The following is a 21,647-nucleotide window of genomic DNA, read 5'->3' on the forward strand; positions in this document are numbered from 1 at the left end:
GCCGTAGTCGTCTCTGGGCCCAGCGTCAAGCCGTTCAATATCGACTTTGTCGGGATGCAGGTATAACATGAAAGATGTCTCGAATTTCGCAGCATGATCTCCTCCCACATCCTTTGCCTGGTTTTCAACAAGCGCCAGTACCTCCATTTGGCCACCGGACTGTTTGTATTTCTCAACGGCTGAGTCGATAAACTGGTTTCTATTGGGGTAATGCCCCGAAAGCAGGATGGCTTTTTCGTAGCCGTCCGCATCGAACCCCTTCAATAACTCGGTGACGAGTGTGATCAAAGGCTCTGGGCTGAACATAAAGGTAGACGGCCAATCAAGGTGACCTCCACCGGAACCAAAGAAGACAGCAGGATAAACAACGCCACCTGCTTTCGCGGCGAGGCCGACAAGTTGCTCATGAGCCTTCATTGCATCAAGTCCCAAAACGTTATGGTACCCGTGCCATTCGATTGAGCCAAAAGGAACATAAATATATGGCGCCTGCTCTTTTGCAGATGAGACCTCCTCTGGTCTCATCTGCTCAAGCCGTACTTCCTTCTCAAGAATGTCTGTAAATGTGCCCACTGGTTACTCCTGTTCATGTTCATGCAAATGATGTTTCTTCTCGCGCCAACGGCCAAACTCACTGACCCCGAGGAGACGCCACAAAGCGGCGGTAATCTCGGAGCCAGTGAGTTGTCATGCAGTTACTTCTCTTTTTGCCACACCTAAGAATTCAGATCTGTTCTCAAGCTCTAAGAAATCGAGATTGATGATCTCCCATCCATCCTTTCCGAGTCCGTTTAAATATGTTTCCAGGTCAGCTCGCTCTTTCCCTTTGAAAATTCCGCCCCCGGAAACGTTCTTGGAATCAACGATCTTGTACTCCCATTTCGTCATTATTCTCTCCTCTTCATAAACTGTCGGGTTCAGCCGACGTTGCTCCGCTGAACCCGTTGTGAGTACCTTTCGAGTTACTTCTTGCCCAGTATGCAGGAAAATTAGCCACGAAACTGACAAGAATGAAACGCAGCGCTGTCTTGAGCGCAGTCGAAGGGCGCTGTCCTGCCCACTCCGGGGCACCTAACGGTGAGCGCAGTCGAAGCGACCGGAATGAACCGCAGACCTATGCTGAGCGTAGCCGAAGTATGACGCTGATGAACGCAGATGATCGCAGATCAATCGGAAAAAGATCGGCGAGAATCTGCGCCGAAGGTCTGCGTAATCAGCGTTCCTCTGGCTTGTCCAGGTCAGGCATACGCCCGTCGACTCTGACGAGCGGAAGTTACCAAATGACGGATAGAGATTGGAAGCTGCTGATCTTGCCATTGCCGCTCTAATTTCGTATTGATTCCGCCCTCTTCTGCCGCCTTTAGTGCATAAGCTGCGGTACCCAAGCAGTGGTCAGCCATATGTGCCGTCTCGGCGGCATGTCCTGCGGCGCGAGCGGCGGCTGTCGCTGCGGCATCCTTGGACTCTCTTGCAGCCGCGTGGGCTGCTACTGCAGCCTGTCGTGCATCTCCAACGGAAATCTCGCCTCTAGCCCACGCCCTCGCTTGTCGTAGTGCATCAAATGGGCGCTGATCATTAAACAAAGTGAAGTATGCAACACTTTACCTTACCCTGCCTGCCAAGCGCAAATTGTTGAAAAGAACGGCCACCGCCATCTGGCCTGGGCTTCCTATGCCGGCGACGATCTGCAATCGCTGTACCTGGGCATGGGCACCAAAATTACTGGAGATGGCTGATCGACTTCGTGCGCATGCACATCAGCCAGATGGCAGGCATCACTCCCGCGGTCAAGGTCGCCGGTTTTGCCGACATGTATGGTATACGCACCGCCTGGCACGGCCCCAGTAATACCTCCCCCGTGGGCCACGCAGCCAATCTGCACCTCGACCTCTGGGCGCCCAATTTTGGCATTCAGGAGTGGTACCGGGCCTCGGAGCTGGACTACGAGATGTTCCCCGGTTTGCCAGAAGTACGCAATGGCTATATGCTTTCCAACGACCGGCCCGGCCTCGGCATCGATATCGACGAAACATTGGCTGCCAAATACCCGCCCGGGGACAAGGTCGTGCAGTGGACACAAACGCGGCTGCCCGACGGCAGTCCGGCCCGTCCGTGACAGACAGCATGGCCTCTGCCCTGTCTTGAGAAAAGGGTGGAATCAGAAAAAACCTAACCGCTGATAACCGCCGATAAACGCTGATCAGACATCAGAAAAGATCAGCGACCTCTGCGCCGCAGGTCAGCGGGGAAAAGAAAAAAAACACAACCGCAGACCTGTCCTGCCCACTCCGGGGCACCTGACGGTGAGCGTAGCCGAAGGGATGAACGCAGATAACCGCAGATCAATCAGAAAAAGATCAGCGAGAATCTGCGCCGAAGGTCTGCGTAAATCAGCGTTCCTCTGCCCTGTCCTGAGGAAAGAGAGGGAATGAACCGCAGCCCAAGTACCAGGTTCTGGCTTGTCCAGGATAGGAGATTACGAATGAACTACGTTGATTTTGGCAGTACTGGTCAGCGGGTTTCCCAGATGTGTCTGGGCACCATGATGTTTGGCGAACGCTGCGACGAGGCAGAATCCGAGCGGATCCTCTCAGCAGCTATGGACCAGGGCATCACCTTTGTCGATACGGCGGCGATGTACGGACAGGGGCGCACCGAGGAGATCATGGGACGCATCCTGAAAGGACGACGGGATCAGCTGTTTATCGTCACCAAGGTGACCAGGAGCACCGACGCGGCCTGGATTCGAGAGAGCATCGACGAAAGCCTGGCCCGCCTGCAGTTGGACTACGTCGACCTCTACCTGATTCATTGGCCCCGGGAGCAGATGCACACCGTGGAGATGATGGAAGGGCTCAATGATGTGGTTCTCCAGGGCAAGGCCCGTTTCGTCGGCTGTTCCAACTTTCCGGCCTGGCTGGTGGCTCATTGTAACGCCATTGCCCAGCGGAAGGGTTGGGCGCCGTTGATCTGCAATCAAGTACCCTACAATCTGATCGAGCGAGGCATTGAGGTCGAGGTGCTTCCCCAGGCCGCCGCCGAGGGGATCGCCATCATGACCTACCGGCCTCTGTTGATCGGCATATTGGCCGGTAAGTACCAACCTGGCCAGGCGATGCCTGCCGACTCCCGCGGCCAGACCGATGGGCGCATTGCAACCTGGGTAGCCAGGTATGCCGATGGCCTGCGTCGCTTCAACCAGTTTGCATCCGAGCGGGGCCTGCATCCGGCGCAGCTGGCAATCGCATGGCAATGCCACACACCCGGAGTGACGTCGCCGATCGCCGGCGTGAGTTCGTTGGGCCAGTTGCAGGCCAGCATCGACGCCTTCGATGTGGCTCTCACTGCCGAAGAATATGCCGAGATTTCGGCCATGTTCGACACCGCCGTCAAGGAAGAGAGCGGCGGCAACTATCCTAACCTGCGCCGGTCCCATGACCTGGTGGCCAGTTAGGCTATTGACAATTAGCGTGACACCTCTGGAGACTGACGACTGTCCGGCTGGTAGCCGGACCTACGATCTGCATGGTTATTTTCGCTCACGACTGTCGAGGTCTTTGAATGAATACAACTCTCCAACAGCTTGGCGACATGGGACTCATCCCGGTTGTCGCCATCGACGACGCCGAAGATGCCCCCGATCTGGGCGAGGCTTTGCTGCAGGGCGGGCTGCCCTGTGTCGAGATTACCTTCCGCACAGCAGCGGCCACCGACGCCATTCAATCGATCGCGGCCAGGTTTCCCGAGATGGTGGTCGGCGCCGGCACTGTGCTCTCTGTAGCTCAGGCCGAAGAGGCCGTTTCCCGCGGGGCAAGCTTTATCGTCTCCCCAGGCTTTGATCCCCAGGTGGTCGACTGGTGCCTCGATAACGATGTTGCGGTGATGCCCGGCGTGATGACCCCCAGCGAGATCACAGCGGCTCTCAACAAGGACCTGCCGGTGCTCAAATTCTTTCCCGCGGAGGCGGCCGGCGGCGTCAAGTTACTGAAGGCGATCGGTGGGCCGTTTGTGGGTGTTAAGTTTGTGCCGACCGGCGGCATCAATGTGACGAACCTGCCCGATTATCTGCGGCTACCTGCCGTTCATGCCTGCGGCGGCAGTTGGATTGTCAAGCGGCAGCTCATCGCTGACGGTGATTTCGATGCGATTGCCCGCCTGACCGCCGAGGCAGTCGAGATTGTGCGACAGGTGCGATGATCCCTAAGCCTGTTCAACGAGCCGGCGAAACTGGCGGCTACTGGCCACAAGGTCGGGTCCCTGTCCATAGAGAGCGCCGGCGATGAGGAAGATGGCTTCCTTGCCGTAGAAACGCGACAACTCGGGCAGCCTGTCCAGCGTCATGCCACCGGCCGGGATGGGAAAGATGGGTTTCAAAGGACCCATGTCAGCAGCGGTGGCCTCCACAATGCCCCGGCAATCGGCGCGGCTGAAGGAAAAGCGGCCGCCGAAATTCACGAATATGGTGGCGTCTGCCCCTGCCAGGCGCGGCAGCTGGCCGAAAACGACCCGGTGCGACAGGCCCTGGTCCGGGTGGATGGCAAAGGTTCCCAGCCAGGCAGGGTGGCTCAGAATGGGCAGGCCAAGGGCGCTGTTCTGTGCCAGGATCCGCACGCTGTCCCAACCCACCAGGCCTGGAGCCACCATGATGCCGCCGGCTCCAGAGCCCCTGGCCTTGAAGGCGCGGGCAACGATCTGGTCAGCTGGAGCGGTCACGTTGGGAACATAGAGACAGCAGTAGCCTGTCTCGCGATTGGCTCGTTGGACTGCCTCTGCGCAGCGGGGGACTCTTTCGGAGAAGGGGGCGAAGGATTGCCCGGTCAGGCCGTGATCCTCTTTGATGATGTCAATGCCGCCAAGGGCCAGCTTGTATGCCAGGTCCGCCAGATCGCTTGCCCCTAGTCCCATGGGCTTGAGCGCCGTACAAAGCAAGGCTCGATCTGTGACTCCCAGCAGAGATCGAATTCCCTCTCTACCAAAACGCGGCCCATGAAACTGCATCAACAAACTCTCCGGAAGATCGAGGTGGAGTACCTTGATCCCGGGATGCATGGCCGAATTGCCAAAGACCACGTTGAGTAGTTGCGTGAGCTCACCGGCCGCGGCTTCGATGGGATAGCTGATCGTAGCGTCGTATCGCTCTTCTCCCGCAGCTTCCAGCGCCTCGATGCGTCCGACCAGGTGGGCGCGGATGTCGTCGTCAGCCAGCAGGCTGTCGGGTATTTCAACCGTCTGCTCCAGGCAGATGCCATAGGCTTTTGCCCTGGCCTTGGCCTGGGTTTCAGCGACGAGGCGATAGCATACGCCAAAACGCTCGCCCGAAAGGCTCAGCGAGGTTTCCGGGAAGATCATAGGCAATTCGCTTTTGGACTTCTGTTTGCCGCAGGGAGAGGGTGAGATCAAGAAGCGCTGACGTGGCGCACCATCTCGTGGGTCAGTTGCTGCAGCGGCGGATAGGTGTTGATGTACTGCTCAACGTAGAAGCGATAGGCCTGGTGTCTGGCGGGATCGGGTTCGATACGTGTGCGGACCTGCACCATCTGCTGGGCCGCGCTCTGGATGTCGGGGAAGAGCCCGGCGGCCACGGCGCCCAGGATAGCGGAGCCCAGTGCAGGACCATCGGGCACGGCGGTCAGGGTGATGGGCACATTGCTGACGTCGGCATGGATCTGCATCCAAAGGGGACTCCTGGTGGGTCCACCGGACGCCACCATCTCATCCACCACGAAACCGTTTTGGCGAAACGTGCGAAGGATATGCTCCGTGCCGTAGGCGATCCCCTCGATGATGGCTCGGAACAGGTGGCCAGTGGTGTGTTTTAGGGAGAGGCCGCGCACGATGCCGCGCGCTTCGGGGTCAACGTAGGGTGTGCGGTTGCCCTGCCAATAGTCGAGGACGATCAGCCCTTCGGAGCCAGGCGGGATCGGTTTTGCCAACCGGTCGAGAACAGTGTATGCATCAACGCCTTGTTCGGCAGCCTGCAGCACCTCTTTGGCACAGAAGTTGTCCTTGAACCATTTGACGACGGAGCCGGTGGACACCTGGCCACCCTCGACAGTGTATTGACCGGGCAGGATGGCGTCGGTGAAGGCTCCAAAGATGCCTTTGGCGAAGAGTGGCGTTGCGCTCTGGCCCAGGAGTAAATGGGAGGAACCGGTGATGAATGCCAGCTTGCCCGGCTGCAACACATTCAAGCCAATCATGGCCACGTAGCCATCTGCGCCACCTTGGGCCACAGGGATGCCGGCTGGCAGGCCAAGCTCGTCGGCCACGTCGGGCAACAGAGTCCCTGCTATCTCGCCCATGTCCAGAACACGCTGCGGGAATCGAGAGATAAGGTCGCCAAGGCCAATCTGCTCGTAGAAATCATCGGGCCAGCCACCCTCGGCTCGGTCGTAGTACCAGCGGATACTGGTGTTGTTGATGCTGGCAGTCCACTGCCCGGTCAAACGGAAAGTCAACCAGTCGATGAATTCGCCTACATGGCTGGCCTGCCGGTAGATCTCCGGCTCGTTCTCCTTGAGCCAGAGGGTTTTGCAGGGCAACCATTCGGCGGACACGTTGCCATAGCCGTTGTATTTGAGGGCTGGATGGCCGCTCTCTGCGATGCGTCGGGCCTGCTCGGCGGCGCGGACGTCCATCCAGATAATCGCAGGGCGCAACGGCTGAAAGTGCTCATCCATCGCCACAACGGTACAACTTGTGCAATCCGCTCCCAGGCCGACGATCTCTTTCCTGGCAATGCCGCTCTTGGCCATTGCAGATCGCGTGGCTACAACCAGGGCAGACCACCACTCGTCCGGGCGCTGCTCGGCCCATCCCGGATGTGGGTGATTGAGCGGGTACGGCTGGGAAGCAAACACGACAGGTTGCCCCGTCTGATCGAATATACCAACCCGCACGCTCTCCGTGCCAAAATCGATGCCCAGGACATAGGAACCGGACATGGCTGTTACCTCCATCCGTTGAAGCAATCAGCGCCTGGGCAACCGCCAACAATGAATTGCGGCAGCAAGGGCGCTGAAGGGTCGACCCATCTTGCCGTTTTATTTCTTCACTTCAACACCGGCCTGGTCTTCCAGGTTTCGTATCATGGCGGAGGCGTTCAGCTCGCCCCAGCCCTTGTTCACCGCGGCCTTGATATTCTCACGGGTGGCGGCACTTGCAGGAATGGGTACGTTCAGGTCCTGGGCGAAGCGAGCAATCAAGTTGGCATCCTTCAACATCAGTTTGAGGGCAAAATGGGTGCTGAAGTCGCGCTCAATCAAGGCATGACCCACGCCGTCGAATATGGGCGACTTAAAATCGGTGACATGCAATACGCCCAGGACATCTTCAGGATCAAGGCCCGCCCTGGTCGCCAGGACCATGGCCTCGCCCAGCGCCTCCAGCTGGGACGCCACCACGAGATTGCCGACCAGCTTCATGGAGGAGCCCTGCGCTGTGCCGCCCATGTAGTGGGTAGTTTCGCTGAGCACCTGCAAAATCGGCTTGACCTGCTCGTAAAGTTCCTTGTCGCCGCCAACCACAATCCACAAGCCACCCTGTGCAGCCTCGTTTCTGCTGCCAAAGACAGGCGCATCCAGGAATCGAACTCCCTTTTTGGCATAGGCCGCGGCAGATTTGCGACTGGTGTCCGGGTGCACGGTGGTCAAATCGACGACCGTCTGGCCTGGCTGCACGGCCGACAGCAGGTCGCCATCGCCGAAAAGCAAGTCCTCGACTGCGGCATCGTCGCTGAGGCAGTACATGATCAGGTCAGCGTCGGCCACCGCCCGAGCAGGGGTGGTGGCCTGCACAGCACCTTGCCTGACCAGCGATTCGCAGCGTTCGGGTGACCGATTCCACACGGTTACAGGATAGCCGGCTTTGAGCAGATTTCCAGCCATGCCCCGTCCCATGATTCCCATACCAAGATAAGAGATTTTTGTCACAGAAGTACTCCTGTTGAGTTTGCAATGGCCCATTCCGATCGAAGCGGGTTTGGGCGTGAGCTGCGCGGGGAAGCAGAGAGCGGCCCGAGCAGGGAGTCAATTGACGGACAGGTGCTAAGTTTGGGTGCCCGGACTGCGTTTGCGTCGCCGATCGACGTAAAAAGTGAGCACCATCACCAGCAAAAGCAACCCACCCCACGCAATCTGGCGGAAGAAGATGGCTGCGCTGGAAGGGAACAACTCCAACATCAACATGTTGAGGCCGGTCGAGAGGAACTGTATGCTCAACACAGCCAGCACCAGGCCGGAGACCGTGCCGAAGCCACCGGTGTAGCTGACGCCACCCAAAATAGCGATAAGCACTGTCAGCAAGATGAACGATGCGCCGAAGTCTGGTTTGGCCGAGTTGGTTCGGGCCAGGAAGATGATGCCCGCAATGCTGGCCACCAGACCGGCGATCCAGTATGTGCGTAACAGCACGCGGTTGCTGTTGATACCTGAGTAGAGGGCTGCCGTCGGGTTGGTGCCAAGCATGTAGACGTTGAAGCCAAAGGTCGTGCGGTTGAGCATGATAGAAAAGACAACAGCTATCACAGTGAAGACGATGACGGGGATCGGCAGGCCCAGAATGTAGCCGTTGCCGATGAAAGCCAACTGGGTTGTAGTGATGGCCGGACCACCCGTGACTACGAACGACAGGCCGGTGTAGATGGCACCGGTGCCCAGGGTGGCCAGAATCGGTGTGATGCCCACGGTCGATACCAGGAACCCGTTGAACAGGCCGCAGATAGAACCGACGATGAGGGCGCTGATCATGGCCAGGGGAATAACCAATACCGGCGACATGCCGGCGCCATTCTCGCCGGCCAGCCGTGTCAGAACCAACGCCGCTACTACCGCCGACAGGTTGGCCGCGCCGACGATGGACAGGTCAATGCCGCCGGTCAGCATGGTGATCATGATGGCGAAAGCCAGGATGCCGTACTCCGGAAACTGTACCATCATCGACTGCATGTTCCTGATGGTCAGAAACTTGTCGGGCAGCAACAGGCTGAATGCCACGAAGATGGCAAATGAGATGACAAACAGGCGCAGCGTATAAATGTCGAACGGCAGACGGTTTATCAATGAATTCCGAGAAGTAGTTTTTTCCATCTGTTATGCTACCTAAGCATCCGCCAGGCCGAAAGATTGTTTGCCGGCGCGGCGTGCCTGGATGGCAGGGATGCCCGTACCAACCAGGATGATGATGCCAATGACGACCCGTTGCCAGACGGTGGGGACGCCGATCAGAATCAGGCTGTTGTTGGCAATGATCACCAGGATCACGCCCAGGATAGTGCCGATCACCGTGCCGCGGCCGCCGGTCAGGGTTGCGCCGCCCAGGACCACGGCGGCGATCACGTTCAACTCCATGCCGACGATGTCCTGGGGATTGGACTGGCGGGCAAGCGAGCCGAAGGTCATGCCGGCGATTCCCGATAATAGGCCGACAAAGGCATAGATGAAATATTGGATGCGGGTGATGTTGAAACCGGCCCGGTCGGCGGCCTCGGGGGCGCCGCCCAGGGCATAGATGCCTCGACCCAACATCGTATACCTCAAAAGCAGCCACACGCCAAAGGCAATGACTATCGTCATAATGACAGCCGGATGCAGGATGGCCATGCCTCTCTCCTGGGGAATATTCATCAGCGACGACCGGGCAAAGGCCGTCATGGCCGGCGGTACATCCCGGATGATCTGGTTGCCGATGGCGAAGAGCAGAAAACCGTGGATCATGCTGAGGGTGCCCAGGGTCACGATCAGGGTGGGCAGCTTAAACTGGGCAATAAAGAAGGCGTTGATCATTCCCAATCCCAGCCCGATGACCGCGGCGACAATAAAGAACAACCAGATCGGCGCATCGGGCGAATAGGCCATGAGCAGCTTGGTGGTTGCGTGTAAGGCGAAGACAGCGACCGCTGTAAAGGAGACGTCGATCCCTCCCGAGATGAGCACGATAAGCACCCCCATGGCGAAGATGCCGGTGACAATGCTGCTGCGCAGGAGGGTAAATAGATTGCCGACGGTGAAAAAGGTCGGGTTGTTGAGCCCAATGATGAGGCACAGGCCGACAATGGTTATGGCCACCAGGGTTTCGTTGCGGCGAAAGATGCGGTTCATGGCGCTATTCCTCGATCAGCTTGGCGGACAGTTCGTTTTCGTCCGTTTCCTGAGGCAATATCCTCTCGACGATGCGCCCGTGGCGCATCAGCAGAATGAGGTTGCAGGTCTGCAACAGCTCAGGAATGTCGTCGGAGATCACCAGTAGCCCCATGCCTTCACCCGCCAGTTGTTTCATCATATCGTGTAGTTCGTTTTTCGAGCCGATATCCACGCCAACCGTTGGCCCATTCATGATCATGAGGCGCGGTTTGCTGGCCAGCCACTTGGCCAGCACGACACGCTGTTGGTTTCCACCCGATAACGTATAAACCGGCAGTTCAGGATCGGAGGTTTTTATGCGGAGTGCTTCGACCCATTTGTCCACCTGTTCGTCGACCTGCCGGGGATCGGTCAGGCCCAACGCGCCACGCAGACTATCGATGATGCGAACCACCAGGTTGCGACCGACGGACTGTTCCAGGAAGAGTCCCTCGGTGAGGCGATCCTCGGGCAGATAGCCAATGTCGTGGCTAATGGCGTCCTGAATAGAATTGATCTCGACCTGTTTGCCATTCATGTAGATGAGGCCGGCGTCAGTGGACAAAATACCATAAAGAGCGAGAGCCAATTCGGTGCGACCCGAGCCCAGCAGGCCGGTTACGCCCACGATTTCACCCCCTCGCAGTTCAAAGGTGATATCCTCCAGCATGTCGCCGGCAGAAAGGCCTTCGACCTTGAGCAGGGCAGGTTGGCTTGTGTCTGGTGTAAACTCGTATGATTCCTCGGAAATGGCGTGGCCTGTCATCTCGTAGGTGAGGCGGGCATTGTCGTATTCGCTGCGCTCGCCTACGCTGACGATCCTGCCATTTCGCATGACGATCATCGTCTCGGATATCTCCAGCACTTCGTTCAGCTTGTGGCTGATGAAGAGGAAGGCAATACCGCGACGTCTTTGTAACCTGTGAATCACCGAGAAGAGGTTGCGGATCTCTCGCTCGGTCAGCGCGCTGGTGGGCTCATCCATGATAATGAGCTGGGCATTCCGGCGCAGGGCCTTGGCAATGGCGATGAGCTGTTTGTTGGCGACCGACATTTCCTCTACGTACGCGTCGAGAGGAAGGTCCACCTCGATCTGCGCCAATGCGTCTTCGGCGACTTGATGGACCCACCGCCAGTTGACCAGGCGCCGGCCCTCGGCCAGCTCCTCATTCAGAGCGATGTTTTCGGCAACCGTCAGATTTGGAAAGAGGGAAAAGTCCTGATAGATAACCTGGATGCCCTCACGGATGGCGTCGATAGGCTCGATTTCCTCGAATTCCTTGCCGTTGATGATCACTGTGCCAGCGTCCCGCTCGTAGACACCGGCGATGATCTTGATCAGCGTCGATTTACCGCAGCCGTTCTCCCCGACCAGGCAGTGGATTCTGCCCGGTTCGATGGTCAGATCGACCCCCCGAAGCGCATGCACGCCGGCAAAGGATTTGAAGATGCCAGTGAGGTGCAGAAGTTCATCGGTCATGCTGGGACGTCCGGCTCCTTCTGCCGGGTGGGTGAAGCACCTTCCTGGAAGCAATAGGCTTCCAGGAAGGTTTGCAACATCCGGCGCCTTCGCAAGGCATCGGATAAGAGAGATCGAGGATGCTAGAACGGATAATCTGGCGCGCTCTCGGCATTAACGTAGACAGCGCCGTCGCCGTACAATACGTTGCCTTCAGCGATCAGGTTGTTGTAGCCATCGATACCCAGGTCGGTACCCTCACCGATTTCCTCACCATTGATATACATCAGAGCAATCTGGTTGCAGGCGGCGCCGGCTACGGCCGGATCCCAGAAGCCAATGTAATCGACGGCGCCGGTGTCAAACAGATCACCGACAATGGAGGGCAGGGTCGTACCCACTTCAGAGACCTCATCCTGCAAGCCGGCTTCCTCAATGGCGCGGCCGATGCCGACGGGATCAGTGGAGGCACTGCTCTGGAAGCCCTTGAGGTTGGGATAGGCCGCCAGGACCTCTTTGGCCTTCTGGTAGGCGATCTCGGCGTCGTCGAACGCTTCGACTTTGTCGCCGGCCATAACCATGTTGGGATAGGCCTCTTTCTGGCGTGCAATACCGCCGTCCACCCACTCGTTGTGAGTCTTGGAACCAAGGCTGCCCACGAATACGACGTATTCGCCCTCTTCACCCATCTCAGCGGCCAGGCGATCCATAAGACCGGCGCCAAAAGCGGTGTTGTCGAAGGCCTCGATGTCGTAGTGCATGTTCTCCTGGTTGCTGGCTTCGTGGGTGATGACAGTGATGCCGGCGTCCATAGCTTTCTTGAGCACCGGATCGAGCTGGGTTGGGTCCATGGGAACGACACACAGGGCGTCCACTCCCTGGGCGATCAGGTCCTCGATGATAGCGATCTGCTGGGCGGCGTCGGCCTCGGCCGGGCCGACGAGGGTGGCATTGACTCCTGGATGTTCATCGCCCCAGGCGTTGACGCCATCTTCCATGCGGTTGAACCAGCTAATGCCGGCGATCTTGACGACGGTCACAAACTCCAGGGGTTCTTCACTGGCTTCTTCCGCCGGTTTTTCAGCAGCAGGGGCTTCTTCCGCCGGCGCTTGTTCGGCGGCGGGCGCTGGCACGGAAACGGGGGCGGCGCATGCAGATACGAGCATGGCGAAGATCAAAACTACAGCTACGACGGGAAACAGACGTTTCATGGTTCTACTCTCCTTGAGATAGGTTAAAAAAACGGATTGTGAAACGACGGGAAGTGATCTTGATACTAGTGTTTACTGATTTCAGCGTCACCTCCTTGTTTTGATGTGATCTGGCTGTTCTAACTTGTTGCTGGTTCGACGATGGCGGCTAACATGATTGTGAAGGCGGCGCAGCCAGGATCCACCTTGCCCTCGGTACGCTCACCCACCCAACTTGCCCGGCCAACTTTGCTGCGCAATGGCGTCACACTGTCTCGACCAGCTTCCGCCGCGCTCAGGGCCTGAGCGCCGGCCTCCTCCAGCGTCTCGCCCGCCGCCACCGCTGTTGCAAGCACCTCACTGGCCGGATGCATGGCGTCCACGATGGTTTTGTCGCCAGGCCTGGCTTTGCCGCGCTCCTGGATACCGGCGTCGGCGGCAACCAACATTTGGCTGATCTCCTGCGCTGAGAGTTCACTCTTGCCTTTGGCTTCCTTGCCTGCCCGCATCAAAGCGGTGGCAAGCAGGGTGCCCATGGTGGAGGGAGCGGTTCGATTGGCTGCCATGCCGGCCCCAACCAGAAACTTGCCGATGTCGTCCGTGGACGTGTCAGCGGCATAGATCGACAGCGCGTCGGCGATCTTTCCCATGGTGATGCCCAGATCGCCGTCGCCCAAAGCCTGGTCCAGCGAGGTTAAGTAGTCTCGCTGTTGGCTCAATGCAACGCAAGCCCGCTTCATGGCTTCCGCCACGGCCTGGCCTTGAATCTCTTCTGTCATGCAGGGTCCTCCTGGCTGGTACGTCCCGAGCGAAGTGAGCTCGAGGCAGCGCTTATTGCTGGATATGGCCTAACCCTGGATGAAGAAGGGTGTCCGGGCTGGGTAATCAAGCAGTTCGGCCAGCTCATCGTCCAGGCGCAGGAAGGTGAAGGAGGCGCCTGCCATTTCCATGGAGGTGGCGTACTCGCCCACGTAGGCCCGATGCACTGAAATGCCCTGCTCGGCAAGCATCTGGTGCACCTTGCGGTACATGATGTAAAGTTCCTCGGGCGGCGTGGCGCCCAGGCCGTTGACCATCACCGCCAGGCGGTCGCCCTCTTCTGGCTGCAGGTCGTCGAGAATGGCTGTGGTCATACGCTCGGAAATCTGGTCGGCGGTCTGAAGTTGCTCCCGCTTCATGCCAGGTTCGCCATGGATACCCATGCCGATCTCCATCTCGCCATCGCCGATGGTGAATGTCGGTGTGCCGGCCATGGGCACCGTGCAGGGCGAAAGAGCCACGCCCATGGTGCGGGTATTGGCCAACGTCTTCTCGGCAATGGCGACCACTTCATCCAATGAGCCGCCCATATCTGCCTTGGCCCCAGCCGTCTTGAAGGCGAAAACCATGCCCGCGACTCCCCGGCGGCGGTCCGCCTCCTCGGGTGGCGCCGAGGCGACATCATCTTTCACCAGTACTGTGCGGACCTCAATATCCTCGAATTCGGCCAACTCGGCTGCCATGTCAAAGTTCAAGACATCGCCGCCATAGTTGCCGTAGATGTAGACAACACCTTTGCCACCGTGAATACGTTGCGTGACCCACAACATCTGCTCGGCACCGGGGGACGCGAAGACGTCCCCAACGGCACAACCATCCAGCATACCCTGGCCGACGTAGCCGAGGAATACAGGTAGATGGCCCGACCCGCCGCCGGTAGCCAGCGCTACCTTGCCCTCGACCGGTGAGTCGGCGCGCACGATGCAATGGATGTCTTCGGTATGGGCGAGTTGATCCGGATGGGCCTTGATCAAGCCTTCCAGCATCTCCGGGACAAAATCAGCCGGATCGTTTAGAATTTTCTTCATGAGTTTCCTCCTGAACAATAGCAATCAGGTCCTCGATGCTGGTCACCGACCTGCGTTCCAGAACCCAGCGAGTGCCGATACGAATAGCCAGCCGCTCGGCAACAGCCCGCTGTTCCAGATCTTCGATGGTCGTCAAGTCCCAAACGCTGACGATTCCCATCATGCGCCGCAGGAACTTGGTGCCACCGTGGCCGGCTGTCTCCTGCAGGAGTCTATGGATATAGCGGCGGCGATATTTGGCAAAAGCCTCATCACCACCAGGGAAGTCCCAGTAGGCCTCCGGAACCAACTCACCGCGGTTGTTGTTGGCCCAGGTTTCGTCGAATTTTCGGGCGAATTCTTTCCAAATATCTCTGACCATTGCCAGCAGGTAAGCCTGATAGCGCTCTCTTTCGTCTGAATCGGGCGTATGGCCATAGTGCGAGAGATAGTTGAGAATGAGGTTTTGCAGAACCGCGCCAACATCATAGGCCATGGGACCAAAGAATGCAAACTCCGGATCGATCACCCGGGTGTCCTCGGCGTTGAGCATAATGGAACCGGTGTGCAAGTCCGCGTGGATGAGCGCCTCGGCGTGAGTCATATACGCCCTCTTCATCTCGGCGATGGCCATTTTCAGTTCCGGATTCGAGCGAACGGCCTGCACCTCGTCGTCAACCAGGGAGTTCCAGTTGTTCTCCTCTGACTCCATGTAGGGGTTCGTGTAGACGAAGTCCTCCTGGAGCTTGCGAAGCTGTTCGTTGACGAATTTGGCCTCCAGAAGCTTTTTCTCCGGACCGGTGAGATAGAGGTCGGAGGTAAAAAAGAGTGAGTTGACCAGGAAGGTAGAGATGTGATCGACAAATCGCGGATAGTGCTTTCGGGCCACCAGGCCCTTGCGCATGATCTCATGTTCCTTGAGGTGCTCCATGATAACGAGGGACATCTCCTCGTCAAAATCATAGACTTCAGGGGCCAGGCCTGGGGCCAGTTCGTTATGCTTGAGCAACGCCTGGGTCTCGTAGCGCATACGTTCCCGGGTCAGTGGCCAGGAGTCTCCGGCTACGCGCAGGTAGGGCAGCGCCTGCTTGAGGATTACCGACTCCGCTGGATTGGCCCCGTTCTCAACGATAAATACCAGGTTCAGGTTGCCATCTCCAACCTCGCTGATGGACAGCTGGCTGAAATCGGAAAACACGCCTGCCAGCGCAGGGCGTTGCGCAATATAGTCTTTTATGGTGGTCTCATCCAAAGCGTGGTAGGCCATTGTCAGGTGATCCTTGCTACTTGAGACGTTGCACCGTGATGTCTCTACACTCGTTTTTCCGGGTACAACCCCAGAACCCCTTCCTCGGAGGCAGGGCAGATGCCGCGCTCGGTGATCAGGGCGGTAACCAGATGAGCCGGGGTAACGTCGAAGGCGTAGTTAGCGGCAGGGCTATCGCTCGGCGTCAGGAGGACGGTAATGATTTCGCCGTCATGTAGCCCCTGGATGGTCTTGATCTCCATTGCATCCCGTTGCTCGATGGGGATCTCCCGCACGCCATTGCGCCGTTCCCAGTCAAATGTTGAGGATGGCAACGCGACGTACAGAGGAACCCCGTTGTCGCGAGCCGCCAAAGCCTTGAGATAGGTGCCGATCTTGTTGGCAACGTCGCCCGTGTACAGGGTGCGGTCGGTGCCAACGATAACGACATCCACCATGCCGTGCTGCATCAGGTGCCCGCCCACGTTGTCGGCGATGACGGTATGATCGATGCCGTGCTGGCCCAGTTCCCAGGCAGTCAGACGCGCGCCCTGGTTGCGAGGCCGGGTCTCGTCGACCCACACGTGGACGGCAATGCCATCGTCGTCAGCGGCATAAATGGGCGCTGTGGCCGATCCATAATCCACAAAGGCCAGCCAGCCAGCGTTGCAGTGGGTGAGGATATTGACCGGTTCTCCACCTTTGCGCTCACTGATCTCCTGGATGATTGTTTTGCCGTGTTGGCCGATGCGCCGGCAGAAGTCAGCGTCCTCGTCGGCAATAGTTTGAGCCGTGGCCAGCACTGCCTCGATTTTGGCCTCACGGTCGCTGCCTGCGGCGGAGATGGCTGCCAGTTGACGTTTAACCGCCCATTCCAGGTTGGTCGCCGTGGGTCGGGTTGCCGTGAGCAGGTCGCCGTCCCTGGCCAAGGCCGCCTCGAAGGCCGCCGCCGGCGTTCGAGGGGCGTGCAGCGCCGCCAGGTACATGCCATAACCCGCCGTAGCGCCGATGAGGCCAGCGCCGCGCACGTGCATGTCCGCGATGGCCCGCGCTACATCTTCGACCGTGACAAGATCCTCGACGATGAATCTGTGAGGCAGGTGGCGTTGGTCGATGATTTGCACTACAGCAGGATCGTTTTCCTTTAGCCAGATGGTTCGATAGTGCTTACCTTGGACATTCATGCTTTGCATTGTTTCCTGAAGGTGCCCCGGGTCCGGGGACCGCTATGTCCAGCTGCCAACCGAGCGCTGGACAGGGGTCGTTAGAACATCTTGGGCAATAACGCGTCCCAGATCCGTTTATCGTTTTTGGTGGCCAGGTCGATGCTGTTCAGCGCCATGATCACGTACAGGGCGTCGGCGATGCTCACCTGGGCCAACCGGGAGGCGATAGCCTCGATGCGGGCTTCCCGGGCAACGCTCAGCAGCGTGACATCTGAAAACTCGGTGATTGGCGAATGGGCATTTCCGGTGATGCAGACCGTGGCCGCTCCGTTCGCTTTGGCCTGCTTGAGCGTGAGAACAGGGTCCATGGAACTGCCCGATTGGGAGATCGCAACCACAACGTCACCAGGGCCCATGAGCGCCACTTCCATCAGTTGGAGATAGGAGTCGGTTTGAGCCTTGCAGTTCAGGCCAAGCCGCAGCAGCATGTTGTACATGCTCTGCACGATGGGAGCCGATGTGCCGACCCCGACAATCAGAATGCGCTTGGCTGTGCCGAGCAGCTCGATGGCTTCAATCAGGGCATTCTCGTCCAGCACCTCCAGGGTGTCATAGAGTGCCTGGATGTTAGACATGAACACCTTGCGGGCGATGATCGCCGGCGCATCCCCCTCGAGGATATCGTCGTGAATGACCTGGGTGGGACTGACCAGATCACGTGCGATGGACAGCTTCAGATCGGTGTAGCCCTGAAAGCCGGCATTTCGACAGAAGCGCAACACCGTTGTATCGCTCACACCACATGCCTGAGCGACCTGGGCCATGGATAGTTCCATGATTTTTCCAGGCTGCTGCATAACCCAATTGGCCACACGGGCTTCCGATGCGGCCAACGCGGGAAAACTACTGCGAATGCGGGTCAGGGAGTTGATCGAGGATGGAGCTGTGGCGGTGGTTCGGCCATCGCCGTCTGGGTCTCGCTGCACGTGATACATCCGTTATTGTGGTGGTACAACAACATAAAAGGGATTAACGTGATACTGCCACGCAATTATAGTGCAGACTACAGGCCCTGTCAAATCAACCTGCGATCCCCATAGCAATTCTCAATATGACGAAACAGGGAGCTGAAGTCTGCATATTGAGAATGGTTAGCTGAGTTCGGCCGATTCCAGTCCTTCCGCAGGAAAGCGATCGTCGAAGGAAAATACTCGCTGGATTCCGCTATGACTGGCCTCAGCCCAGAGCAAGGCATCTGCGAAGGAATGGCGTTTGGAGTCGCGGCAGAGGCGGAGGGCCTCCAACGCCCGGGGCTTTGAAAGGTTCAGCAGGCGGATATTTCGTCGTTGGATGAACGCGCTCAGCGCGTCAACGACCGCTACCCTGGGAATGTCGTAGACGGAGGACAACACGTAGGCTGTCTCGGCCAGAATAACCTCGCTCAGGATCAGCGGCTGGTCGCTGTCGATGAGCCTGGCCGCTACCGCGGCCATGGCCGGAGGGTCATTGGTGAGATAGCGGAAGACGACACTGGTATCGATAAATGCTGCGGATTCCGGCTCGCTCAAGCAGTTCCCTCGTCCACCATCCATTCCAAGCGAACTGCCTTTGACCACGCTTCCTCGCGAACCTCTGCCCACTTCTCGGGTGGGACGGACCGTTTCGCCTTACTCGCCAGCACGCCGCGCAACGACTCCTCGTGCTCTGGCGGGTAGAAATGGAGTTCCACGTGGTCGGCCACCAGCCGCTGAACGGCGAGGTAGCCTGGCTCCAAACCGAGCGCATCACGAATCGGCTTTTCAATGACAATTTGTCCTCGTTGTCCTACCACGCTAGGCATATTCATACTCCGCTTGTTGATTCATATCTCGGTGATGAGCTTATACTGGATGACCCTGTGGTTGTCAACAAATGCGTGCTGCGCCCACAAAACAGGAAACGAAACCCCTCTTTCCACGCACTATACGCCGTCTGCAGTAGCTTGCAGGACCACCAGGAGCATCTCGAACTCCTCCCGGCAATCATTGCAGCGGTCCAGGTGGTCCTGGACCAACGGCATGGCTTCGGCCGCGTTCTTGCCCGCGAGCTCCAGTTCGGCGAAGCGATCAAGCTGCTCGAAACACTCGTCACAGCCGATCTCATCCGGCCGGGTCGTGGCAACCATTTGCACCATAGTGGCCAGTTCAGCCGGCTGCAGTGCAGCCGTGCCTTGGCCGCGCCTCATTGTTCTGATGTTCATCAGGAATTTGCGAAACATCTTTGACCTGCCTATCTTTCGTCGAACATGGCCAGTAGCTCTTCAGGCGACAGCCCCTCGCGCAGCATCGCCTTTTTAAGCCGTTGCCGGGCATCGTGCAGGAGTTTGTACATGGCGTTGCGGTTCGTGCCCATCCGCTCGGCAACTTCCTGCATCGGCATGCCACCCTGCATCACCGCCATCATGGCCTGCCGCTGCCGATCGGTCAGTTCCTCGGCGATCATGCGTTGGATCTTTTCCAACATCATCCGCCGAACGGCGGTCTGTTCCGGATCTGGGCCGCGATCGGTCAGGACATCCGGGGTGAAGTCGGAGTTTTCCCGGTTGACCAGCAAGTCCTGGAGCGAGATATCGCGCCACCTGCGACGGCGCAACTCGGTCAGCGCCACGCGCACGGCGACCTTCTGCGCCCAGGTGGTGAAACGAGCTTCGCCTCGAAACGAAGCCAGCTCGCGCAACACCTTGACCAGCGCTTCCTGGACGAAATCCTCCAGATCAGCTTCGGTCACACCGTAGCTGATCAGCCCGTAGCGCAGGCCGCGCAGGAGCACGACGCGCAGGTCGGTGATGGCAGCATCGGTTTGTCTACTCCGCAATGCTTCACACCATTCCTGATTCGTTCGCTCAGTCATTGGCTCGCTTTCTGAACCCTGCCATGCTCAGCTGTGGTCTCGCTTCGATTCATGAGCGTCGCCTCATACTCGGCCTCGGCGCGCTTCCCAGAGTGACGGGCGTTCACAGCAAAAGGACTGCACACCACACCAGATCGTGCAATACAGTGCCAGAGTACCATAGGATGCCGCCGGAGACTAAAAACCGAATGGAGGCACGAGCTCACTTCGCCGTGGGCTTACGACTCTCCCACAATGGTTCGGTCTCCCGATTGTCATTGCGACACTACGGCAGCACGTCACGCACCGTCTAGCTCACACCTCGCGTCCATCCTGCCCGGGCCAATCATTGCGATTTTCATCCGTTTGAAATCCCTCCGTCTGAATAACGTCTATAGTCAGGATCGGTGACAATGACAGAATTGTCGCTGCCATAGATATTGTGACCATCGCTCATCATCCTTGAGTCAAGGCGTGTTCGGCGGCCTGCAACTTGAGGGTCGGCTCTCGATCCATGCTACGTCTTTGCCTGGGTCGCCATCAGCGCCTGTGCCACGGCTGGCAGGGTCGCCGGGTCGTCGACGATCCAACGCTCTTCCAGGAGTCCGTCCGCGCGTAGCGCCTCGCGGGTGAACGGCGTGCTCACGGCGATCACGTGCATGCCGGCGGCCAGCGCTGCCTTCACGCCGCTGGGCGAGTCTTCGATCACCAGGCATTCGTGAGTCGACACACCCAGCTCGCGCGCCACCAGCAGGTAGATCTCCGGGTCCGGTTTGCCCTGCTCCACGTCATCGCTGCTGGCCACGAAGTCGAACTCGCCCATCAGATCCAGGATGCTCAGCACACGCTGCACCTGGGGGCAATTGGACATGGTCGCCAGACCCACCTGGCAGCCGGCGCGCCGCGCCGCGTGCAGTAGATCCACATTGTGCGGCCACTGGTTGCGCCGAAGCACATCGGGATCGGCCAGCATGGCCTCGTAGTGGCGCAGGCGAAGCTGGATGTAGGCCTGCCATGGCGTGCTGACGCCGAACTCGGCCATCCGTGCTCCGGCGGCGTCCTCCAGGTCAAAGCGCGCCACCAACGCTGTCGCCACCTCGTTGCGCGCGAGGCCGACGACATCCCGGAAGGCGGTCATAACCGCATCTTCGGTCACAGCTTCCGGGCGCAGTTCCATGGCTGCGCGGGCATAGGAAGTTGAGCCTGTCAGCGCCAACCTCTCCCTGTATAGAAGCGGATAACGTGACGTCGAGTGGCCAGCAACGCCTCTTTGTCGCCCAAGGCATGGGGCCAGCCTTACTACGTCACTTGTTCACTCCCCTGGACGTAACCTGGCGCCGGGGTCTTACCTGCTGACCCTTCCCTCGGTTCTGAGGCCAGGCAGCTTTGCCCGGCGATCTTCTCATGCAGATACTTGCGGTTTTTTCCTCCAACTCAGTCAACGCCACAGTTTACGGGATCATTAGGTACTGCCAGAAACACAGTCGAGGCTCGTGTTCCTCTGGCTTGTCCAGGTCAGGAAGGAAAAACAATGTCGCGAATCAAGGCGATCAGGTAAGAATCTCTCCCTGTCATGCGTCAGGGTTTTTGGTGCGTGATGCAGGCCAGGCGTTCGGTCCCCAAACGGCGCTTAGTAGCTGTTTGAAAAGGGGTCGAAGATATCCCCAGGCCGCTCGAAAGCTGCAATTCAGGCCTGGAAACCAGCCTGATGCCGCGAAGCACACTTTGAAGACCCGACAAGCCCATGGACAAGACTTTTCAAACAGTTTCTTAT

General features: G+C 58.4%; 22 protein-coding genes. 3 read left to right on the forward strand and 19 right to left on the reverse strand.

Going from position 1 to position 21,647, the window contains the following annotated elements; translation table 11 throughout:
• Together U9R25_10185 and U9R25_10190 are read right to left on the reverse strand one after the other, a co-directional pair.
• A partial coding sequence (locus U9R25_10185) for a creatininase family protein (GenBank protein ID MEA3336267.1) occupies positions 1 to 573 on the reverse strand: 573 nt, incomplete at its 3' end.
• Positions 574 to 687: 114 nt separating this feature from the next.
• Positions 688 to 888, reverse strand: coding sequence for a DUF4177 domain-containing protein (locus tag U9R25_10190; protein ID MEA3336268.1), 201 nt, complete (start codon positions 886 to 888; stop codon positions 688 to 690).
• An 856-nt stretch (positions 889 to 1,744) separates the two neighbouring features.
• On the opposite strand from U9R25_10190, the gene U9R25_10195 reads away from it, so the two are divergent.
• The 3 genes from U9R25_10195 to eda all read left to right on the forward strand — a co-directional run bounded on the left by U9R25_10195 (position 1,745) and on the right by eda (position 4,197).
• Entirely contained in the window at positions 1,745 to 2,116 is a 372-nt protein-coding gene (locus tag U9R25_10195; protein ID MEA3336269.1) for an enolase C-terminal domain-like protein, read from the forward strand.
• A gap of 366 nt (positions 2,117 to 2,482) precedes the next feature.
• On the forward strand, positions 2,483 to 3,454 hold the full coding sequence (locus U9R25_10200) for an aldo/keto reductase (GenBank protein ID MEA3336270.1): 972 nt from the start codon (positions 2,483 to 2,485) through the stop codon (positions 3,452 to 3,454).
• A 107-nt stretch (positions 3,455 to 3,561) separates the two neighbouring features.
• Positions 3,562 to 4,197 carry a bifunctional 4-hydroxy-2-oxoglutarate aldolase/2-dehydro-3-deoxy-phosphogluconate aldolase gene (gene eda / locus U9R25_10205; GenBank protein ID MEA3336271.1) on the forward strand — a complete coding sequence of 212 codons (636 nt, stop codon included), beginning with the start codon at positions 3,562 to 3,564 and terminating at the stop codon, positions 4,195 to 4,197.
• A gap of 3 nt (positions 4,198 to 4,200) precedes the next feature.
• On the opposite strand, the gene U9R25_10210 is transcribed toward eda, so the two are convergent.
• The 17 genes from U9R25_10210 to U9R25_10290 all read right to left on the reverse strand — a co-directional run bounded on the left by U9R25_10210 (position 4,201) and on the right by U9R25_10290 (position 21,029).
• Entirely contained in the window at positions 4,201 to 5,349 is a 1,149-nt protein-coding gene (locus tag U9R25_10210) for a RuBisCO large subunit C-terminal-like domain-containing protein (protein ID MEA3336272.1), read from the reverse strand.
• Positions 5,350 to 5,396: 47 nt separating this feature from the next.
• The gene (locus U9R25_10215; protein MEA3336273.1) at positions 5,397 to 6,944 is read right to left on the reverse strand and encodes an FGGY family carbohydrate kinase; all 1,548 of its coding nucleotides are present in this window, start codon (positions 6,942 to 6,944) and stop codon (positions 5,397 to 5,399) included.
• 99 nt (positions 6,945 to 7,043) lie between these two features.
• Positions 7,044 to 7,931 carry an NAD(P)-dependent oxidoreductase gene (locus U9R25_10220; GenBank protein ID MEA3336274.1) on the reverse strand — a complete coding sequence of 296 codons (888 nt, stop codon included), beginning with the start codon at positions 7,929 to 7,931 and terminating at the stop codon, positions 7,044 to 7,046.
• A gap of 114 nt (positions 7,932 to 8,045) precedes the next feature.
• Positions 8,046 to 9,086, reverse strand: a complete 1,041-nt coding sequence (locus U9R25_10225) for an ABC transporter permease (protein MEA3336275.1) — start codon at positions 9,084 to 9,086, stop codon at positions 8,046 to 8,048.
• A 12-nt stretch (positions 9,087 to 9,098) separates the two neighbouring features.
• The gene (locus tag U9R25_10230) at positions 9,099 to 10,097 is read right to left on the reverse strand and encodes an ABC transporter permease (GenBank protein ID MEA3336276.1); all 999 of its coding nucleotides are present in this window, start codon (positions 10,095 to 10,097) and stop codon (positions 9,099 to 9,101) included.
• Positions 10,098 to 10,101: 4 nt separating this feature from the next.
• On the reverse strand, positions 10,102 to 11,598 hold the full coding sequence (locus U9R25_10235; protein MEA3336277.1) for a sugar ABC transporter ATP-binding protein: 1,497 nt from the start codon (positions 11,596 to 11,598) through the stop codon (positions 10,102 to 10,104).
• 122 nt (positions 11,599 to 11,720) lie between these two features.
• Complete coding sequence (locus tag U9R25_10240) at positions 11,721 to 12,788, reverse strand: autoinducer 2 ABC transporter substrate-binding protein (protein ID MEA3336278.1); 1,068 nt, start codon at positions 12,786 to 12,788, stop codon at positions 11,721 to 11,723.
• Positions 12,789 to 12,907: 119 nt separating this feature from the next.
• Positions 12,908 to 13,546, reverse strand: coding sequence for a DAK2 domain-containing protein (locus U9R25_10245; protein MEA3336279.1), 639 nt, complete (start codon positions 13,544 to 13,546; stop codon positions 12,908 to 12,910).
• A gap of 69 nt (positions 13,547 to 13,615) precedes the next feature.
• Positions 13,616 to 14,614, reverse strand: coding sequence for a dihydroxyacetone kinase subunit DhaK (dhaK, locus tag U9R25_10250; GenBank protein ID MEA3336280.1), 999 nt, complete (start codon positions 14,612 to 14,614; stop codon positions 13,616 to 13,618).
• Positions 14,586 to 15,860: an S-methyl-5-thioribose kinase gene (mtnK, locus tag U9R25_10255; GenBank protein MEA3336281.1), complete on the reverse strand. Its 1,275-nt coding sequence runs from the start codon at positions 15,858 to 15,860 to the stop codon at positions 14,586 to 14,588. The genes dhaK and mtnK overlap by 29 nt, the downstream gene beginning before the upstream one ends.
• A gap of 44 nt (positions 15,861 to 15,904) precedes the next feature.
• Complete coding sequence (gene mtnA, locus U9R25_10260) at positions 15,905 to 17,023, reverse strand: S-methyl-5-thioribose-1-phosphate isomerase (protein MEA3336282.1); 1,119 nt, start codon at positions 17,021 to 17,023, stop codon at positions 15,905 to 15,907.
• Between the two features lie 80 nt (positions 17,024 to 17,103).
• Positions 17,104 to 17,991 carry a MurR/RpiR family transcriptional regulator gene (locus tag U9R25_10265; protein ID MEA3336283.1) on the reverse strand — a complete coding sequence of 296 codons (888 nt, stop codon included), beginning with the start codon at positions 17,989 to 17,991 and terminating at the stop codon, positions 17,104 to 17,106.
• Between the two features lie 165 nt (positions 17,992 to 18,156).
• The gene (locus U9R25_10270) at positions 18,157 to 18,573 is read right to left on the reverse strand and encodes a PIN domain-containing protein (protein MEA3336284.1); all 417 of its coding nucleotides are present in this window, start codon (positions 18,571 to 18,573) and stop codon (positions 18,157 to 18,159) included.
• Positions 18,570 to 18,845, reverse strand: a complete 276-nt coding sequence (locus tag U9R25_10275) for an AbrB/MazE/SpoVT family DNA-binding domain-containing protein (protein ID MEA3336285.1) — start codon at positions 18,843 to 18,845, stop codon at positions 18,570 to 18,572. The genes U9R25_10270 and U9R25_10275 overlap by 4 nt, the downstream gene beginning before the upstream one ends.
• A 120-nt stretch (positions 18,846 to 18,965) precedes the next feature.
• On the reverse strand, positions 18,966 to 19,229 hold the full coding sequence (locus U9R25_10280) for a hypothetical protein (GenBank protein MEA3336286.1): 264 nt from the start codon (positions 19,227 to 19,229) through the stop codon (positions 18,966 to 18,968).
• Between the two features lie 44 nt (positions 19,230 to 19,273).
• Positions 19,274 to 19,894, reverse strand: coding sequence for a sigma-70 family RNA polymerase sigma factor (locus tag U9R25_10285; protein ID MEA3336287.1), 621 nt, complete (start codon positions 19,892 to 19,894; stop codon positions 19,274 to 19,276).
• A gap of 496 nt (positions 19,895 to 20,390) precedes the next feature.
• Positions 20,391 to 21,029: an HAD-IA family hydrolase gene (locus U9R25_10290; protein MEA3336288.1), complete on the reverse strand. Its 639-nt coding sequence runs from the start codon at positions 21,027 to 21,029 to the stop codon at positions 20,391 to 20,393.
• Positions 21,030 to 21,647 lie beyond the last annotated feature (618 nt).

The sequence above is a fragment of the Chloroflexota bacterium genome, assembly GCA_034717495.1.
Classification (GTDB): domain Bacteria; phylum Chloroflexota; class Anaerolineae; order JAAEKA01; family JAAEKA01; genus JAYELL01.

What these genes read in the sequence shown, in the direction of transcription:
- U9R25_10190 (MEA3336268.1), bottom strand. Translation starts at nt 888, where the DNA reads ATGACGAAATGGGAGTACAAGATCGTTGATTCCAAGAACGTTTCCGGG.
- U9R25_10200 (MEA3336270.1), top strand. Translation starts at nt 2,483, where the DNA reads ATGAACTACGTTGATTTTGGCAGTACTGGTCAGCGGGTTTCCCAGATG.
- eda (MEA3336271.1), top strand. Translation starts at nt 3,562, where the DNA reads ATGAATACAACTCTCCAACAGCTTGGCGACATGGGACTCATCCCGGTT.
- U9R25_10210 (MEA3336272.1), bottom strand. Translation starts at nt 5,349, where the DNA reads ATGATCTTCCCGGAAACCTCGCTGAGCCTTTCGGGCGAGCGTTTTGGC.
- U9R25_10215 (MEA3336273.1), bottom strand. Translation starts at nt 6,944, where the DNA reads ATGTCCGGTTCCTATGTCCTGGGCATCGATTTTGGCACGGAGAGCGTG.
- U9R25_10225 (MEA3336275.1), bottom strand. Translation starts at nt 9,086, where the DNA reads ATGGAAAAAACTACTTCTCGGAATTCATTGATAAACCGTCTGCCGTTC.
- U9R25_10230 (MEA3336276.1), bottom strand. Translation starts at nt 10,097, where the DNA reads ATGAACCGCATCTTTCGCCGCAACGAAACCCTGGTGGCCATAACCATT.
- U9R25_10235 (MEA3336277.1), bottom strand. Translation starts at nt 11,598, where the DNA reads ATGACCGATGAACTTCTGCACCTCACTGGCATCTTCAAATCCTTTGCC.
- U9R25_10240 (MEA3336278.1), bottom strand. Translation starts at nt 12,788, where the DNA reads ATGAAACGTCTGTTTCCCGTCGTAGCTGTAGTTTTGATCTTCGCCATG.
- U9R25_10245 (MEA3336279.1), bottom strand. Translation starts at nt 13,546, where the DNA reads ATGACAGAAGAGATTCAAGGCCAGGCCGTGGCGGAAGCCATGAAGCGG.
- dhaK (MEA3336280.1), bottom strand. Translation starts at nt 14,614, where the DNA reads ATGAAGAAAATTCTAAACGATCCGGCTGATTTTGTCCCGGAGATGCTG.
- mtnK (MEA3336281.1), bottom strand. Translation starts at nt 15,860, where the DNA reads ATGGCCTACCACGCTTTGGATGAGACCACCATAAAAGACTATATTGCG.
- mtnA (MEA3336282.1), bottom strand. Translation starts at nt 17,023, where the DNA reads ATGAATGTCCAAGGTAAGCACTATCGAACCATCTGGCTAAAGGAAAAC.
- U9R25_10275 (MEA3336285.1), bottom strand. Translation starts at nt 18,845, where the DNA reads ATGCCTAGCGTGGTAGGACAACGAGGACAAATTGTCATTGAAAAGCCG.
- U9R25_10280 (MEA3336286.1), bottom strand. Translation starts at nt 19,229, where the DNA reads ATGAGGCGCGGCCAAGGCACGGCTGCACTGCAGCCGGCTGAACTGGCC.
- U9R25_10285 (MEA3336287.1), bottom strand. Translation starts at nt 19,894, where the DNA reads ATGACTGAGCGAACGAATCAGGAATGGTGTGAAGCATTGCGGAGTAGA.